Genomic DNA, 15,420 nt, shown 5'->3' with positions numbered 1-15,420 from the left:
CATCGTTCGACACATCCGAGAATCTGCACACCCTGCACGTCGTGCGTCCCCGACAGGAGCCCCCATGACCGAACAGACCACCACCGGATCGTCGCGCGTCAAGCGCGGTCTCGCCGAGATGCTCAAGGGCGGCGTGATCATGGACGTCGTCACCGCCGACCAGGCGAAGATCGCAGAGGACGCCGGGGCGGTGGCCGTGATGGCACTCGAGCGGGTGCCCGCCGACATCCGCGCGCAGGGCGGCGTCTCGCGCATGAGCGACCCCGACATGATCGACAGCATCATCGACGCGGTCTCGATCCCGGTGATGGCGAAGGCCCGCATCGGCCACTTCGTCGAGGCGCAGGTGTTGCAGGAGCTCGGTGTCGACTACATCGACGAGTCCGAGGTCCTCTCGCCGGCCGACTACGTGAACCACATCGACAAGTTCGGCTTCACCGTGCCGTTCGTCTGCGGGGCGACCAACCTCGGCGAGGCGCTCCGCCGCATCAACGAGGGTGCGGCCATGATCCGCTCCAAGGGAGAGGCCGGCACGGGAGACGTCTCGGAGGCGACCAAGCACATCCGCAAGATCCGTTCCGAGATCAACGTACTGCGTTCCATGACGAAGGACGAGCTGTTCGTCGCCGCGAAGGAGCTGCAGGCACCCTACGAGCTGGTCGCCGAGATCGCGGAGACAGGCGCGCTCCCGGTCGTGCTGTTCGTGGCCGGCGGCGTCGCCACGCCGGCGGATGCCGCGATGATGATGCAGCTCGGTGCCGACGGCGTGTTCGTGGGCTCCGGCATCTTCAAGTCGGGCAACCCGGCCGAGCGTGCGAAGGCGATCGTCACGGCGACCACGTTCTTCGACGACGCGAAGGTGATCGCAGAGGTGTCGCGCGGACTCGGCGAGGCCATGGTCGGCATCAACGTGAGCGATCTGCCTGCGCCGCACCGCCTGTCCGAGCGTGGCTGGTAACCCCCGCGTCGGCGTCCTCGCGCTGCAGGGCGACGTGCGCGAGCATGCCGCTCTGCTCGAGGGGCTCGGCGCCGAGGTCGTGCTCGTGCGCCGACCGGAGGAGCTCGGAACCGTCGCCGGTCTGGTGATACCCGGCGGCGAGTCGAGTGTGATCGACAAGCTCTCGCGGCTGTTCGGCATGCAGCAGCCGATCCGCGCGGCTATCGGGTCCGGGATGCCGATGCTCGGCACCTGCGCGGGGCTGATCCTGCTCGCGGACACCGTGCTCGACGGCATCGACGGCCAGGAGTCGTTCGGGGGCATGGACATCGATGTCCGTCGGAACGCGTTCGGACGGCAGACGGAGTCGTTCGAGACCGACCTCGACGTGCCTGCGCTCGGTGAGCCGGCGGTGCACGCGACCTTCATCCGCGCACCGGTGGTCGAGCGAGTCGGCGACGGCGTCGAGGTCTTGGCGGCGCTGCCCGACGGCACCGTGGTCGCCGTGCAGCAGGGCAGCCTGCTCGGCACGAGCTTCCACCCCGAGGTCGACGGCGAGACGCGCGTGCACCAGCGGTTCCTCGGCCTCGCCGAGACGTTCGCCCGGTCGTGGGCGGCGACGCCCGCTTAAGCGACCTGCACCAGCGCTCGGATCGCGGACACGGTGCGATCGATGTCGGCGTCGGTCGTCGCCCACGACGACATCGAGCAGCGCTGCGTCGCTCGACCCCGCCATTCGGCGCCGGTGACCGCAGCAGTGCCCTCGTCGAGGATCGCGCGGCCGAGGGCGCGGGTGGCGGCGTCGTCGTCGAGACGGAACATGACCTGGGTGTAGTCGACGTCGTTGACGACGTGCACCCCGGGGATGGAGCGCAGACCTCGAGCCATCGCCGCGGCGTTCGCGTGCAGCCGATCCATCAGCTGCGCGACGCCGGAACGGCCGAGGCTCTTCAGCGCGGCCCAGGCCGGCACGCCGCGTGCACGCCTGGACAGCTCGGGCGTCACATCCCACGGGTCGAGACCGGTGTACATCAGGTAGTCGCCGCCGGTGCGGAACGCGGCGATCGAGTCGGCGGGGTCGCGCACGATCGCCATGCCGCAGTCGTACGGCACGTTGAGGGTCTTGTGCGCGTCGGTCGCCCACGAGTCCGCGTGCTCCATGCCGGCGGTGAGCGATCGGAGCGCCGGCGAGGCGGCGGCCCAGAGCCCGAAGGCTCCGTCGACGTGCACCCAGGCGTCGTGCGCCCGAGCGATCGGGATCAGCGCCTCGAAGTCGTCGAAGGCACCGGTGTGCACTTCACCGGCCTGGAGGCAGACGATCAGGGGTCCCGTACCGCTGAGGAGCTGCTGCTCGAGCGCCTCCGGCCGCATCCGTCCCTGATCGTCGGAGTCGACCACGATCAACTCCGCCCGCCCGATCCCGAGAAAGCGCGCCGCGCGGTCGATGGAGCTGTGGCGATCCGCGCCGCCGACGACGCGCAGCGGCGGTGCCTCCCGGAGTCCACGTTCGGCCACGTCCCACCCCGCCCTGGCCAGCACCGACTGACGGGCGGATGCGAGACACGTGAAGTTGGCGAGCTGCCCACCGGTGACGAATCCGACGCTCGCCGAGTCCGGCAGGCCGAAGAGGTCCAGCATCCACCGACCTGCGATCCGCTCCATGGCGACCGTGGCAGGTGCCAACGCGGAGGAGCCGGAATTCTGGTCCCACGTCGAGACGAGCCAATCGGCGGCGAGGGCGGCGGGATGGGTGCCGCCGATCACGAAACCGAAGAATCGTCCCCCCGGGATCGCGACGAGACCGGGGTCGGCGCGGGTCGCGATCTCCTCGATGACCTGCGCCGGATCGGTGCCGTCTTCCGGAAGCGGTCCGCCGAAGGCATCCAGCATCTCGTCGATGCTCGCACGCGGCCACACCGGTCGGTCGTCGAGGTCCTCCAGGAACTCGGTCGCACGGCGGTGGGCGGTGTCGAGAGCACGTGTTCTGTCGTCGAAGCCACTCTGGTCCATGGGTCAGGACTACACCCGCGAGAGAGCGTGCGCCAGACGGATATGGACTGCCCGGGCCGCGCGGTCCGAGGGCAGAGCCTCGTGGCGCGCGAGCGCATCACCGGCAGAGTTCTCCGGGTCGCCGCGCGGGTGTGCGTCGGCGGCGGATGCGACGGGTACGGTGGCGGGATGCGAACGCCACGGGGGACGACCGGAGTCAGCGCGAGCGGGGGCACGGTGGAACTCGTGGGCCGACGCGGTGCGGACTGGACTCGGATCGCGTCAGCGAGTCGCCCGCTCGCCGAGGCGATCGCCGAGCTCGACACGCCGGACCAGGCCGCCGCCCATGCGGATCCCGCGTACGAACGGTCGATCGCGTCGAGCAGTCCCTCGGCCCCGCGGTTCGCCGTCGGGCAGCAGATCCTCTGGCGGTACGGGCGGGTGATCGAGACGGCACGGGTCCTTCGCGATGACGACCGCGGACTCGTGGCGTGGACGCCGTCGGGCTCAGCGCGCCTCGACGCCGTTCCCTCCGACGGACGGCACCCGCGCGAGGTCCCGCTCGGAGAGCGCTTCCTCGTGCCGTGGCGGGCCGTCGAGAGCACCTGGACGGGGCCGGGCATCCTGCGAGTCGCACCGACCGGAAAGCCGTGGTCGGTGTGGTTCTTCCGTCGTGAAGACGGGACAGCCGACGGCGCCTACGTCAACATCGAGCTTCCGCACCGGCGCATCGCGGGCCAGGAGGCGTCGGTGTTCACCCGCGACCTCGTGCTGGATCTCTGGATCGACGCCGAGCACCGCGGGGAGGAGGACGTCTGGCTCAAGGACGCGGACGAACTCGAGGCCGCGGTCGACCAGGGCCGGTTCTCGCCCGAGCAGGCCGAGGCGGTGCGTGTGCTCGCCGATCACGCGGGAGCGGACTTCATCGTCGACGCCGCCTGGCCGCTGGGCGACGGGTGGGACGAGTGGATGCCGGACGAGGAGGCGGACGTTCCGCTCGTGCTGCCCGCGACCGCCGCGATGGCCGCCGCGCGTGCACGCTCCGGCAGAAGGAGCTCCGAGGGCTGAGTCGCCTGCCCGGACGTCAGCGGGGGCGGCGGTGGGACAGCATCCAGTCGTAGAACTCCGGGTTCTCATACGTCTCGGTCCACGAATCGTGGCCAACGCCCGGATATCGCGTGAACCGCACGTCGGCGCCGACGGACCGGAGCTCGGTCACGATCTGCTCCGTGGCGGAGATCGGAACGACATCGTCGGCGTCGCCGTGGAACGCCCAGACCGGGGTGTTCTGCAGCGGTGCGGCGCTCTGCAGCCACATGCCCCCGCAGATCGGCGCGATCGCGGCGAATCGATCGGGATACCGTACCGCCAGGCTCCAGGTCCCATATCCACCCATGCTGAGGCCGGTCACCGCCACGCGCGCGGGATCGATCCGGTGCGCCTCCATGACCTCGTCCAGCAGCCCGGACAGCGTCGAGAACTCCGCGATCCACTGACTCGACTCGGGGCACTGGGGCGTGACGAGCACGAACGGGAACTCGTGGCCGGCATCCGCCAGCTTCGGGGGGCCGTGGACCGCGGCGAGATCGAGCTCGGAGCCGCGCTCGCCCGCACCGTGCAGGAACAGCACGAGCGGCCAGCGTCTGTCCGGGTCGGCATCGTAATCCTCCGGCAGATGGATCAGGTACCGCAGGGTATCGGCCGGTGTCTGCTCGCCGTCCCTGACGTCGGAGGAGCGGACGGTCGGGGTGATGTGTCGGGATCTGCGCATATCTCCATCCTGCGCCACTCGCGCAGTTCGTTAGAATAGACGATGCCCTGGGTGCGAGCTTCTGGGCGGATACGACGAGCGGAGACATATGTCCGGGCATTCCAAGTGGGCCACCACGAAGCACAAGAAGGCCATCATCGACTCCAGGCGCGCCAAGTCCTGGGCCAAGCTCATCAAGAACATCGAGGTCGCCGCCAAGCTCGGCGGGGCGGACCTGCAGGGGAACCCGACGCTGTTCGACGCCGTGCAGAAGGCGAAGAAGACGTCCGTCCCGAAGGACAACATCGACCGCGCGGTGAAGCGCGGAGCGGGCATCGGCGGCGAGGCCGTCGAGTACACCTCGATCATGTACGAGGGCTACGGACCCAACGGCGTCGCCCTGATGATCGAATGTCTGACCGACAACAAGAACAGGGCAGCGGCCGAGGTGCGCACCGCACTCAGCCGCAACGGCGGCACGCTCGCCGACCCCGGCAGCGTCGCGTACAACTTCAGCCGCAAGGGCGTCATCGTGGTCGGCTCCGAGGGGACCACCGAGGATGACGTGATGATGGCGGCTCTCGAGGCCGGCGCCGAGGAGATCGAGCCGCACGCCGAGGGCTTCGAGATCGTCACCGAGGCCACCGACCTGGTCGCGGTCCGCAGCGCCCTGCAGGATGCGGGCATCGACTACGAGTCGGCCGACATCGAGTTCGTGCCGAACCTCAAGGTCGAGATCGATGCCGACACCGCGCGCAAGATCTTCCGTCTCATCGACGCGCTGGAGGACAGCGAGGACGTGCAGAACGTCTTCACCAACTTCGACCTCACCGCCGAGGTGCAGTCCGAGCTCGAGAACGACGACGCCTAGGCGCGCCGAGACGTCGGGACGCGGGGCGACGAATAGCCTGGGGGAGTGACCTCCTCCTCGCTCCGCGTGCTCGGCATCGACCCCGGTCTGACCCGGTGCGGCGTCGGCGTCGTGGATGTCGATCGGGCGCGACGCGGCACACTCGTGCATGTCGGGGTCATCCGCTCGGACCCGGATCTGCCGATCGGCGAGCGACTCGCGATCGTGGCCGCGGGCATCCGCGACGTGATCGCCGCGCACAGCCCGGATGCCGTGGCCGTCGAGCGAGTGTTCGCGCAGCAGAACACCCACACCGTGATGGGCACCGCGCAGGCGAGCGGCGTCGCGCTGCTGCTCGCGGCGGAGGCCGGCCTGCCTGCGGCCACGCACACCCCGAGCGAGGTCAAGGCCGCCGTGACCGGCTACGGCTCGGCCGACAAGCGGCAGGTGCAGGCGATGATCGCCCGGATCCTCCGCCTCGACGCGCCGCCGCAGCCGGCGGATGCCGCGGACGCCCTGGCCATCGCCCTCTGCCACGCCTGGCGCCGCGGGGCCGCGGGGGCTCCGGGCCAGGGGGCGCTCACCCCGGCCCAGCGGGCGTGGGCGGACGCGGAGCGTGTCGCTCGAACATATCTACGACCCGGTGCGTAGGCTGGAGCGATGATCTCCTCGCTGCACGGCGCCGTCCTCCACTCGACCGCCGATCAGGTCATCATCGACGTCGGCGGCGTGGGCTTCTCCGTCGCGGTGCCCGCGGATGTCGCCCACACAGCGACGGTGGGCGAGAAGCTGCTGCTGCACACCAGCCTCATCGTGCGCGAGGACGCGCTCTCGCTCTACGGATTCGCCGATCGCAGCGAGCTGGAGATCTTCGGTCTGCTGATCAGCGTGACCGGGGTGGGGCCGAAGTCCGCGCTCGGGGTGCTCTCGCACCTCACCGTCGACCAGATCGCCGATGCCGTGACGGGTGAGGATGACGCGCCCTTCCGACGCGTCTCGGGTATCGGACCCAAGACGGCCAAGCTCATCGTGCTGCAGCTCGCCGGCAAGGTGCACCCGGTGGGTGCGGCATCGACGCAGACCACGAGCGGACCTGTCGACGTCGTCGACCAGGTCACCGCGGCGCTGGTCGGACTCGGATGGTCGGAGAGGGTCGCCGCCGAGGCGGCTGCGCAGACCGCCGCCGAGGCGACCGACGTCGAACGCGACGCCGTGGCGCCGCTGCTGCGACGCACGCTGGCGCTGCTGGGGCCGGCCCGTGTCTGACGCCCGCGACGCCTCGGAGCCCTCCGACGACACCGAGCTCGCGATCGAGGGCGCACTGCGCCCCACCAGTCTCGGCGAGTTCGTCGGCCAGCAGAAGGTGCGCGGTCAGCTGCAGCTGCTGCTCGACGCCGCACGCATCCAGAACCGGCCGCCCGACCACATCCTCCTGGCGGGACCCCCCGGACTCGGCAAGACGACGCTCGCGATGATCGTCGCGCATGAGAGCGAGCGGCCGCTGCGGCTCTCCAGCGGCCCGGCGATCCAGCACGCGGGCGACCTCGCGGCGCTGCTGTCGAGCCTGGTCCCGGGCGAGGTGCTCTTCATCGATGAGATCCATCGCATGGCTCGCTCCGCCGAGGAGATGCTGTACCTCGCGATGGAGGACTTCCGCATCGACATCATGGTGGGCAAGGGCGCCGGAGCGACGAGCATCCCGCTGGACCTCTCGCCCTTCACACTCGTCGGGGCGACCACGCGTTCGGGGCTGCTGCCGAATCCGCTGCGCGATCGCTTCGGCTTCACCGGCCACCTCGAGTTCTACGACGAGCCGGAACTGGAGCAGGTCATCGCCCGGTCCGCTCTGATGCTCGGTGTCGACCTCCCGCACGATTCCCTCTCGGAGATCGCGCGGCGCTCGCGCGGCACACCGCGCATCGCGAACCGGCTGCTGCGACGCGTGCGCGACTACGCGCTCGTGCACGGCGGCGGCGCGGCGACGCTCGAAGGCGTCCGCGCGGCGCTCGAGCTCTACGACGTCGACCCGATCGGGCTCGACAGGCTCGACAGGGCGGTTCTCGAGGCCCTCGTGCGACGTTTCCGCGGTGGTCCCGTCGGACTCAGCACCCTCGCCGTGGCGGTGGGCGAGGAGGGCGAGACGGTCGAGAGCGTCGTCGAGCCGTACCTGGTGCGCATCGGGTTCCTCGGCCGGACGCCACGTGGCCGTGTGGCGATGCCGGAGGCCTACGCGCATCTCGGCGTGGCGCATCCGGACGGGGCGCTTCGCCTGGATGACCTATAATCGCTGGAGACTTCCCCGATAATCTGCGCGCCCGCTCTCTGGTGCGCGCACCTGAGAAAGGCCCATCCCCGCCATGCCCATGGAAATCCTGCTGTTCGGCCTTCTCGCCGTCCTCGTCGTGTTCATGTTCGTCAACGGCCGCAAGCGCCAGAAGCAGATGAAGGCGGAGCAGGAGGAGAAGGCCACCAAGACCGTCCCCGGCGTGAAGGTGCTCCTCCAGGGCGGCATCTACGGCACGATCGTCGCGTACGACCACGAGGACCTCGACTCGCCCGCTCTCGTCGAGATCGCACCGGGCACCGTCATCGAGGTGCACAGCCAGGCGATCCTTCGCATCGTCGAGCCGAAGGACGACGTCGTCGTCGTCGACGACATGGATGCTCCCGCCGTCGTCCTCGACGCACCTGTCGTCGATGGCGCAGCCGCGGTCGAGACCCCCGAGGAGACCCGTCGTCGCCTCGAGCGCGACGCCGACGACAAGTAATCCCCGTTCCGCCGCACCACATCGACAGCCCGGCATCCTCGACCGGCATCCAAGAAAGCTGATCACACGTGGCCACTTCTTCCCCGGTCCGTCACGCCTGGCGGGTCCTTCTGGGCCTGCTCCTGGTGACGGGAGTCCTGTTCGGCGTCAACGCGCTGGGCGTCTATGTCATGAAGGACGCCAACGGCGATCCGGCGAGTTCGTGGGCACCTGAGCTCGCTCTCGACCTGCAGGGCGGCACCCAGATCGTCCTGAGCGCCGAGACCGAAGACGGCGCCGCGCCGTCGGGCGAGCAGCTCGACCAGGCCGCGGCGATCATCCGCCAGCGCGTCGACGCGTCGGGAGTCGCGGAAGCCGACATCACGACCGAGGGCGGTCGCAACATCGTGGTGCAGATCCCCGGTGTCGCCGACCAGCAGACACGCGACCGGATCCAGTCCAGCGCGCAGCTGGAGTTCCGCGCGGTGCTCTACACGGGCGCAGCCGCCACGTCGTTCGTGGGCGAGGACGGCACGGAGACGCCGTACCCGACGCCCGACCCGAACCTCGCGGCCACGCCCACACCGGCGCCGACCGACGGCAGCGACGTGTCATGGGTCACCCCGAAGCTCCAGGCGGAGTTCCTGGCGTACGACTGCGCCGCACCGGGGAACGACGCCTCGAAGGGCCCGCAGGATCAGCCGCTCATCGCCTGCGACCCCACGGGTGCGGAGAAGTACATCCTCGGTCCGACCGAACTCACCGGCACCGCGATCGACAACGCGGTCGCCGGCCGCGATCCGCAGTCCGGCGCCTGGACCGTGCAGCTGACGATGAACGCCGACGGCGCCGATGCATTCGGCAAGGTCAGCACGCGCCTGAACCAGAACCGCATCGACGGCCAGACGCCGCGTGACCGGTTCGCGTTCGTGCTCGACGGGTCGGTCATCTCGGCCCCGACGATGAACGGACAGATCCTCGACGGTCGTCCGAGCATCTCGGGCAGCTTCACGCAGGAGACGGCCACCACGCTCGCCGACCAGCTCAAGTTCGGTGCGCTGCCGTTGAGCTTCGCCGTGCAGAGCGATGACACGGTGTCTGCGACGCTCGGCACGCAGCAGCTGCAGGTCGGTCTCATCGCGGGTCTGATCGGACTCGCACTCGTGGCGATCTACTCGCTCATCGTCTATCGCGCCCTCGGCTCCGTGATCATCGCCTCGATCGCCGTGATGGCGGTACTGACCTACATCGTGATCAGCATCCTGGCGTGGCGACTCGGCTTCCGGCTCTCGCTGGCCGGTGTCGCGGGTCTGATCGTGTCGATCGGATTCACCGCCGACTCGTTCATCGTCTACTTCGAACGCATCCGCGACGAGCTGCGCGACGGCAAGTCGATCACCTCGGCGGTGGAGGACGGCTGGGGACGCGCCAAGCGCACGATCTACATCTCCAAGTCGATCAACGTCCTCGCCGCCGTGGTGCTGTACATCCTCGCCGACTCCACGGTGAAGGGCTTCGCGTTCACGCTGGGGCTCACGACCGTGATCGACGTCCTGATCTTCGTCATCTTCACGCACCCGGTGATGCAGCTGCTCGCGCGCACCCGGTTCTTCGGCGGCGGGCACAAGCTGTCCGGACTCGACCCCGAGGCGCTGGGCGCCGTGTATCGCGGACGAGCCCAGTTCCGCTCGGTCGACACGTCCGCGGGACGTGGCGCCAAGAACTCTCGGGCCCGAGGCGAGGCAGAGCGCCGACAGACCATCGCCGAGCGCAAGCGCGCGCAGGCCCTCGCGGGCGACAGACCCACGAACAGTGGAAGTGAGGGGGACGCGTGATGGCTTCCATGAACGAGTTCGGCAACAACCTGTACACCGGGAAGACCTCCTTCCCGTTCGTCGCGAAGCGCCGTCTGTGGTTCATCATCGCGATCGCGCTCGTGGTCGGGTCGGCTCTTGTGCCGCTGATCCGCCCGATCCAGTTCTCGATCGAGTTCACCGGCGGATCACAGTTCACGGTGCAGGCTCCGGACAGCACCGATCAGGACACCGCGGCGGAGGCGGTCCGCTCGGTGGTCCCCGGCGCCGCTGCCAAGGTCGCCATCGTCAGCAGCACCGACGTGCGTGTGCAGACCGACCAGATGAGCTCCGCAGAGACCCAGCAGGTCGCCAACGCCCTCGCCGAGGCGTACAAGGTCGACCCGGCCGAGGTCACGTCGTCGTTCATCGGCCCGGCCTGGGGTGAGAACGTCACCAAGCAGTCGTTGTGGGGTCTGGCGATCTTCCTCGCGCTCACCTTCCTGATCCTCGCGATCTACTTCCGCACCTGGAAGATGTCGGCCGCGGCCATCCTCGGCCTGCTCGACGTGCTCGTCATCACGGTGGGCGTCTACGCCCTCGCAGGATTCGAGATCTCCCCGGCCGCGGTGATCGGATTCCTGACGATCCTCGCCTACTCGCTGTACGACACGACGGTGGTGTTCGACAAGATCCGCGAGAACACGACGGAAGACGGCGAGAACTCCTCGCGGCTGTTCGGGGAGTCCGTCAACCTGGCGGTCAACCAGACGCTGGTGCGCTCCATCAACACCTCCGTGGTCGCGGCGCTGCCGGTCGGAGCGGTGCTCTTCATCGGCGCCTTCTGGCTCGGGGCCGAGTCGCTCACCGACATCTCGCTGTCGATCTTCGTCGGCATCCTGGTGGCGACGTACTCGACCCTGTTCGTCGCGGCGCCGCTGTACTCGCTCTTCCGTGAGAACGAGCCGCAGATCACGGCGCGCGACTCGCGCGTCCGCGAATCCCGCGAGAAGGCCGCCGTAGAGGTCTGACCGTTCCCGCCCGGCGGGGCCGCACCCCGCAGGGCACGCGTAAGCTGTTGTGATTCGGAGGTGAGCGGATGGCGGAACCGCAGACGTCGTCGCAGGGATCGAGCCTGAGACGACTGGTTCCCCGCATCTTCTCGCGCGCCCCACGGGTCAACGATCTCGACAACCTGACCCGCACCGTCCGGGCGAACCACCCCAAGGGCGACCTCGCCGTCATCGAACGCGCGTACGCCGTCGCCAAGGAGAAGCACACCGGGCAGCAGCGTCAGAGCGGCGAACCGTACATCACGCACCCTCTCGCGGTCGCGCAGATCCTCGCCGAGATGGGCCTCGGACCTCGGGCGATCGCGGCCGCGCTGCTGCACGACACGGTGGAGGACACGGGCTACGCCCTCACCGACCTCACCGCCGAGTTCGGCGACGAGGTCGCCATGCTCGTCGACGGCGTCACCAAGCTCGACAAGGTCAAGTACGGCGAGAGCGCGCAGGCAGAGACCGTCCGCAAGATGATCGTGGCGATGTCCAAGGATATCCGCGTCCTCCTCATCAAGCTCGCCGACCGCCTGCACAACGCCCGCACCTGGGGCTTCGTGCCGCCTGAGAAGGCGGCGAAGAAGGCCAAGGAGACGCTCGAGATCTACGCGCCCCTCGCCAACCGACTCGGCATCCAGGCGATCAAGTCGGAACTCGAGGACCTCTCGTTCGCAGTCCTGCACCCGAAGATCTACAACGAGATCCACAACCTGATCGCGCAGCGCACCCCGCAGCGCGAGAAGTATCTCGCCCAGGTGGTCGAGGAGATCGATGTGGACCTGCGGGATCTCCGTATCCGCGGCAAGGTCGTGGGGCGCCCGAAGCAGCTCTATTCGGTGTACCAGAAGATGGTGGTGCGCGGGCGCGAGTTCGACGACATCTACGATCTCATCGGCATCCGCGTGCTGGTCGCATCGGTGCGGGACTGCTACGCCGTGCTCGGCGCGATCCACGCCCGATGGACCCCGCTGCCCGGCCGGTTCAAGGACTACATCGCGACGCCGAAGTTCAACCTGTACCAGTCGCTGCACACGACCGTGATCGGCCCGTCGGGGCGGACCGTCGAGATCCAGATCCGCACGCACGAGATGCACCAGCAGGCGGAGTACGGTGTCGCCGCGCACTGGATGTACAAGGAGCGGATGAACGGCGGCAAGACCGAGGTCCGGGCCGCCGACAACGACATGGCCTGGCTCGCGCACATCTCGGACTGGCAGGCCGAGACCGCCGACCCCGGCGAGTTCCTCGACTCGCTGCGGTTCGAGATCGGCGCGAAGGAGGTCTACGTCTTCACGCCCAAGGGGCGCGTGATCGGGCTCCCGGCCGGCGCGACACCGGTGGACTTCGCCTACGCCGTGCACACCGAGATCGGTCACCGCACGATGGGCTCGAAGGTCAACGGGCGTCTGGTCCCGCTGGAGTCGGAGCTCAAGAGCGGCGATGTGGTCGAGGTGTTCACCTCGAAGAACCCCGACGCGGGCCCGAGTCAGGACTGGCTCGGCTTCGTCAAGAGCACCCGGGCGCGCAACAAGATCCGCGGATGGTTCACCAAGGAGCGTCGCGAAGAGGCCATCGAGCAGGGCAAGGAGGCGATCGCGCGGGCGATGCGCCGCCAGAACATGCCTCTGCAGCGACTGATGAGTCAGGACTCGTTCGCCGAGGTCGCCCATCAGCTGCGGTACGAAGACGTCTCCGCGCTGTACGCGGCCGTCGGCGAAGGGCACGTCTCGACGCAGTCCGTGCTCGAGAAGGTCACGGCGCTGGTCGCCGCGACCGATCCGGCCACCGGGCCCATCGACCTGCCGGGCAGCATGCCGTCACGGGAGCCGCGCGCCGGCGACTCGGGCGTTCTCGTGCGCGGAGCCTCCGACATCCTCGTGAAGGTCGCCAAGTGCTGCACTCCGGTGCCGGGCGATGAGATCGTCGGCTTCGTCACGCGGGGCAGCGGAGTGTCGGTCCACCGCACCGACTGCCCGAACGTCAAGGCGCTCTCGGGCGAAGAGGACCGCTTCGTCGAGGTGTCGTGGGCGCCCACCACCAAGAGCGTCTTCCGCGTGCAGATCCAGGTCGAGGCCCTCGATCGTTCCGGTCTGCTGTCGGACGTGACACGCGTGCTCAGCGAGCATCACGTCAACATCCTCTCGGCGACCGTCAGCACCACGGACGAGCGCCTCGCGATCAGTCGCTTCGTGTTCGAGATGGGCGATGCCGTGCACCTGGATCGGATCCTGAACGCCGTGCGCCGCATCGATGCCGTGTACGACGTCTACCGCGTCACATCGTCGTGAGGGGGAGCCGGTCGAGGGTCCCCCGACCGGCTCTCTTGCCCGGCACGCGCCCCATGGTGTCGAGGGCGGAGATCGCCTCGGCCACGAGGCGCGGATCGGTCTGAGCGAGCAGCAGCACCCATCGACGCAGCGATTCGTCGCGGTGCACGCTCAGCGCGAGGTCGACCATCGTACGCACGGGGGTCATCACCGTCACCCCGCCGATCACGAGCACATCCGTGGGCCGGAGCGACGTGTCGTGCAGGGCGACCCGCGCGGTCGACATGGCCCTGATGCGCCGCAGAACCGCCCGCCGCACATGATGACGCGCGGGCGGCGCGTCGCCGGCGCCGTGGATCCATGCGGCCGTCGGGCCCGAGGCCGCGGTGTCGGCCGGCACGAGATCCGCGATCGATGCCGCCCGCGTGCTGGCGTCCTCGACCAGGTCTGCCGGGATGTAGCCCTCGCCGAGCTCGACCACATGGCCGTCGAGCCGCGCTGCGCTGAGCTCGGGGATCGTGAGACGGTCGCCTGGCAGATACAGGAACGCGGGATGCATCACGCCAGTCTGGCGTGGTGCATCCCGCGTATCCGCTCGCGCGGATGATCTGTGGAGAGGTCAGCCGCCGAGGGCGTTGAGCCAGGCGCGACGAGCCTCGAGAGCATCCGCTGCGGCCTTCGCGGCCTTCTTGTCTCCGGACTTCTCGGCGTCGGCGAGCTCTGTCTCGAGCTTCTCGATCGCCTCGAGCAGCTGCGAGCTCATGTCGTTCGCGCGTGCCTTCGTCTCGGGGTTGTTCTTCTTCCAGTCGACCTCTTCGCGGGCCTTGAGCGCCTGCTCGATGACACGAAGGCGGTCGTCGAGCGCACGCTCCTTCTCGCGGGGGAAGATGCGTCCGATCTCATCCCACTGGCGCTGGATGCGAGTGAGCATCGCACGGGCGCTCTTGATGTTGGACTCGTCGGCGACGGCCTTGGCCTCTTCGAGGAGAGCCTGACGCGCCTCGATCTTCGGGCCGGACTCGGCCTCCTCGGCGGCGCTCTGCTCGGCGCGGGCCGAGTACAGCGCGTCGCCGGCAGCCTTGAACCGTGCCCAGAGCGCATCGTCGGCCTTGCGTCCGGCGCGGCCGGCAGCCTTCCATTCGTCGAGGAGGTTGCGGTATGACGTGATGCCGTCGACGCCGCGCGGCGCCAGCGCCTCGGCGCGCTCGACCAGGCGGGTCTTGGCGTCGCGAGCGGTCTTGTGGGTGTCGTCGAGCTCGGAGTAGAACGCGCGGCGTGCCTTGTCGACCGTGCTGCGAGCGTCGCGGAACCGCTTCCAGAGCTGCTGCGAGACGCCCTTCGACAGACGAGGGCCGTTCTGCTGCTGCGCCTGCCAGGCGTCGAAGAGCTCGCCGAGCTCGGCGGTGACCTGCTTCCACTGCACCTTCGAGAGATCGCGGGCGGCGATCGCCTCGGCGCGTTCGACCAGAGCGGTGCGTTCGGCGATCGCCTGGTCGACGAGCGCCTTGGCCTGCGCCGCCTCCTCGGCGGTGGCCTCGGAGAGCGATGCGGTGAGGGCGTTCAGGCGCTCACGCAGGCCGGCGAGGTCGCCGACGGCTGCGGCATCCGTCGCTTCGGCGAGCACGTGACCGGCCTGCTTGACCAGGTCTCCGGCCGATGCGCCGCCCGCCTGATGGCGCTGCTCGAGCGTGCGCACCTTGAAGGCGATGTCGTCATACTTGCGCACGAAGTAGGCGAGGGCCTCGTCGGGGGTGCCGTCGGGGTACTGGCCGACGACGCGCCATTCGCCGTCTTCACGCACCTCGACGGTGCCGTCTTCACTGACGCGGCCCCATTCGGTGCCGTCGCTCGAGGGAGCTGCGGCGGGTGCTGCGGGAGCGGCGGCCGGCGTGGCAGCCCGTGGCGGTGCCGGAAGACGCGGCGGACCGGGTACGGGCGGGCCCGGTACTGGCGGAGTCGGCTTCGTTGGTTCGGTGGCAGACAAGAGTGCTCTCCTTGCGCGGTCATCCCGCGGGAGGGGGGAAGG

General features: G+C 69.2%; 15 protein-coding genes. 11 read left to right on the top strand and 4 right to left on the bottom strand.

Annotation, left to right across the window (positions count from 1 at the left end; all coding sequences use genetic code 11):
- The first annotated feature begins 64 nt into the window (after positions 1-64).
- On the top strand, positions 65-958 hold the full coding sequence (gene pdxS / locus ABTZ43_RS03685) for a pyridoxal 5'-phosphate synthase lyase subunit PdxS (protein WP_149422998.1): 894 nt from the start codon (positions 65-67) through the stop codon (positions 956-958).
- Positions 948-1,568, top strand: a complete 621-nt coding sequence (gene pdxT, locus ABTZ43_RS03680) for a pyridoxal 5'-phosphate synthase glutaminase subunit PdxT (protein ID WP_350537851.1) — start codon at positions 948-950, stop codon at positions 1,566-1,568. Before pdxS ends, pdxT begins: the two co-directional genes overlap by 11 nt.
- Here pdxT and ABTZ43_RS03675 read toward each other — a convergent pair.
- Complete coding sequence (locus ABTZ43_RS03675) at positions 1,565-2,947, bottom strand: pyridoxal phosphate-dependent decarboxylase family protein (protein WP_350537850.1); 1,383 nt, start codon at positions 2,945-2,947, stop codon at positions 1,565-1,567. The genes pdxT and ABTZ43_RS03675 overlap by 4 nt on opposite strands.
- A gap of 168 nt (positions 2,948-3,115) precedes the next feature.
- On the opposite strand from ABTZ43_RS03675, the gene ABTZ43_RS03670 reads away from it, so the two are divergent.
- Entirely contained in the window at positions 3,116-3,994 is an 879-nt protein-coding gene (locus ABTZ43_RS03670) for a DUF402 domain-containing protein (protein WP_350537849.1), read from the top strand.
- A gap of 16 nt (positions 3,995-4,010) precedes the next feature.
- On the opposite strand, the gene ABTZ43_RS03665 is transcribed toward ABTZ43_RS03670, so the two are convergent.
- Positions 4,011-4,697: a carboxylesterase family protein gene (locus ABTZ43_RS03665; protein ID WP_350537848.1), complete on the bottom strand. Its 687-nt coding sequence runs from the start codon at positions 4,695-4,697 to the stop codon at positions 4,011-4,013.
- Positions 4,698-4,785: 88 nt separating this feature from the next.
- Between ABTZ43_RS03665 and ABTZ43_RS03660 the strand changes: the two genes are divergently transcribed.
- From ABTZ43_RS03660 to ABTZ43_RS03625, 8 genes are all read left to right on the top strand, one after another.
- Positions 4,786-5,547 carry a YebC/PmpR family DNA-binding transcriptional regulator gene (locus ABTZ43_RS03660; RefSeq protein ID WP_045255064.1) on the top strand — a complete coding sequence of 254 codons (762 nt, stop codon included), beginning with the start codon at positions 4,786-4,788 and terminating at the stop codon, positions 5,545-5,547.
- Between the two features lie 45 nt (positions 5,548-5,592).
- Positions 5,593-6,177: a crossover junction endodeoxyribonuclease RuvC gene (ruvC, locus tag ABTZ43_RS03655; protein WP_149423003.1), complete on the top strand. Its 585-nt coding sequence runs from the start codon at positions 5,593-5,595 to the stop codon at positions 6,175-6,177.
- 9 nt (positions 6,178-6,186) lie between these two features.
- On the top strand, positions 6,187-6,792 hold the full coding sequence (gene ruvA, locus ABTZ43_RS03650) for a Holliday junction branch migration protein RuvA (RefSeq protein ID WP_350537847.1): 606 nt from the start codon (positions 6,187-6,189) through the stop codon (positions 6,790-6,792).
- The gene (gene ruvB / locus ABTZ43_RS03645) at positions 6,785-7,810 is read left to right on the top strand and encodes a Holliday junction branch migration DNA helicase RuvB (RefSeq protein WP_056417689.1); all 1,026 of its coding nucleotides are present in this window, start codon (positions 6,785-6,787) and stop codon (positions 7,808-7,810) included. Before ruvA ends, ruvB begins: the two co-directional genes overlap by 8 nt.
- Before the next feature lie 73 nt (positions 7,811-7,883).
- The gene (locus tag ABTZ43_RS03640; RefSeq protein WP_308208480.1) at positions 7,884-8,294 is read left to right on the top strand and encodes a preprotein translocase subunit YajC; all 411 of its coding nucleotides are present in this window, start codon (positions 7,884-7,886) and stop codon (positions 8,292-8,294) included.
- A 68-nt stretch (positions 8,295-8,362) separates the two neighbouring features.
- The gene (secD, locus tag ABTZ43_RS03635; RefSeq protein WP_350537846.1) at positions 8,363-10,108 is read left to right on the top strand and encodes a protein translocase subunit SecD; all 1,746 of its coding nucleotides are present in this window, start codon (positions 8,363-8,365) and stop codon (positions 10,106-10,108) included.
- Complete coding sequence (secF, locus tag ABTZ43_RS03630; RefSeq protein WP_056417679.1) at positions 10,108-11,097, top strand: protein translocase subunit SecF; 990 nt, start codon at positions 10,108-10,110, stop codon at positions 11,095-11,097. Before secD ends, secF begins: the two co-directional genes overlap by 1 nt.
- A gap of 68 nt (positions 11,098-11,165) precedes the next feature.
- Positions 11,166-13,415, top strand: coding sequence for a RelA/SpoT family protein (locus ABTZ43_RS03625; protein WP_253386110.1), 2,250 nt, complete (start codon positions 11,166-11,168; stop codon positions 13,413-13,415).
- Here ABTZ43_RS03625 and ABTZ43_RS03620 read toward each other — a convergent pair.
- Both ABTZ43_RS03620 and ABTZ43_RS03615 read right to left on the bottom strand, forming a co-directional pair.
- A complete protein-coding gene (locus ABTZ43_RS03620) occupies positions 13,402-13,953 on the bottom strand; it encodes a type IV toxin-antitoxin system AbiEi family antitoxin (protein WP_314095824.1) in 552 nt (183 codons plus the stop codon). The genes ABTZ43_RS03625 and ABTZ43_RS03620 overlap by 14 nt on opposite strands.
- Before the next feature lie 60 nt (positions 13,954-14,013).
- Complete coding sequence (locus ABTZ43_RS03615) at positions 14,014-15,378, bottom strand: DUF349 domain-containing protein (RefSeq protein WP_082539370.1); 1,365 nt, start codon at positions 15,376-15,378, stop codon at positions 14,014-14,016.
- Positions 15,379-15,420 lie beyond the last annotated feature (42 nt).

This window comes from Microbacterium sp. NPDC097977, assembly GCF_040302605.1.
In the GTDB taxonomy this organism is placed as follows: domain Bacteria; phylum Actinomycetota; class Actinomycetes; order Actinomycetales; family Microbacteriaceae; genus Microbacterium.
This window is presented reverse-complemented; position numbering and strand designations above follow the sequence as displayed.

Bases quoted from the DNA above. Each gene is read 5' to 3' on its own strand.
- ABTZ43_RS03665 (WP_350537848.1), bottom strand. From the start codon at position 4,697: ATGCGCAGATCCCGACACATCACCCCGACCGTCCGCTCCTCCGACGTC.
- ABTZ43_RS03675 (WP_350537850.1), bottom strand. From the start codon at position 2,947: ATGGACCAGAGTGGCTTCGACGACAGAACACGTGCTCTCGACACCGCC.
- ABTZ43_RS03660 (WP_045255064.1), top strand. From the start codon at position 4,786: ATGTCCGGGCATTCCAAGTGGGCCACCACGAAGCACAAGAAGGCCATC.
- ruvA (WP_350537847.1), top strand. From the start codon at position 6,187: ATGATCTCCTCGCTGCACGGCGCCGTCCTCCACTCGACCGCCGATCAG.
- ABTZ43_RS03640 (WP_308208480.1), top strand. From the start codon at position 7,884: ATGCCCATGGAAATCCTGCTGTTCGGCCTTCTCGCCGTCCTCGTCGTG.
- ABTZ43_RS03620 (WP_314095824.1), bottom strand. From the start codon at position 13,953: ATGCATCCCGCGTTCCTGTATCTGCCAGGCGACCGTCTCACGATCCCC.
- ABTZ43_RS03625 (WP_253386110.1), top strand. From the start codon at position 11,166: ATGGCGGAACCGCAGACGTCGTCGCAGGGATCGAGCCTGAGACGACTG.
- secF (WP_056417679.1), top strand. From the start codon at position 10,108: ATGGCTTCCATGAACGAGTTCGGCAACAACCTGTACACCGGGAAGACC.
- ABTZ43_RS03670 (WP_350537849.1), top strand. From the start codon at position 3,116: ATGCGAACGCCACGGGGGACGACCGGAGTCAGCGCGAGCGGGGGCACG.
- pdxS (WP_149422998.1), top strand. From the start codon at position 65: ATGACCGAACAGACCACCACCGGATCGTCGCGCGTCAAGCGCGGTCTC.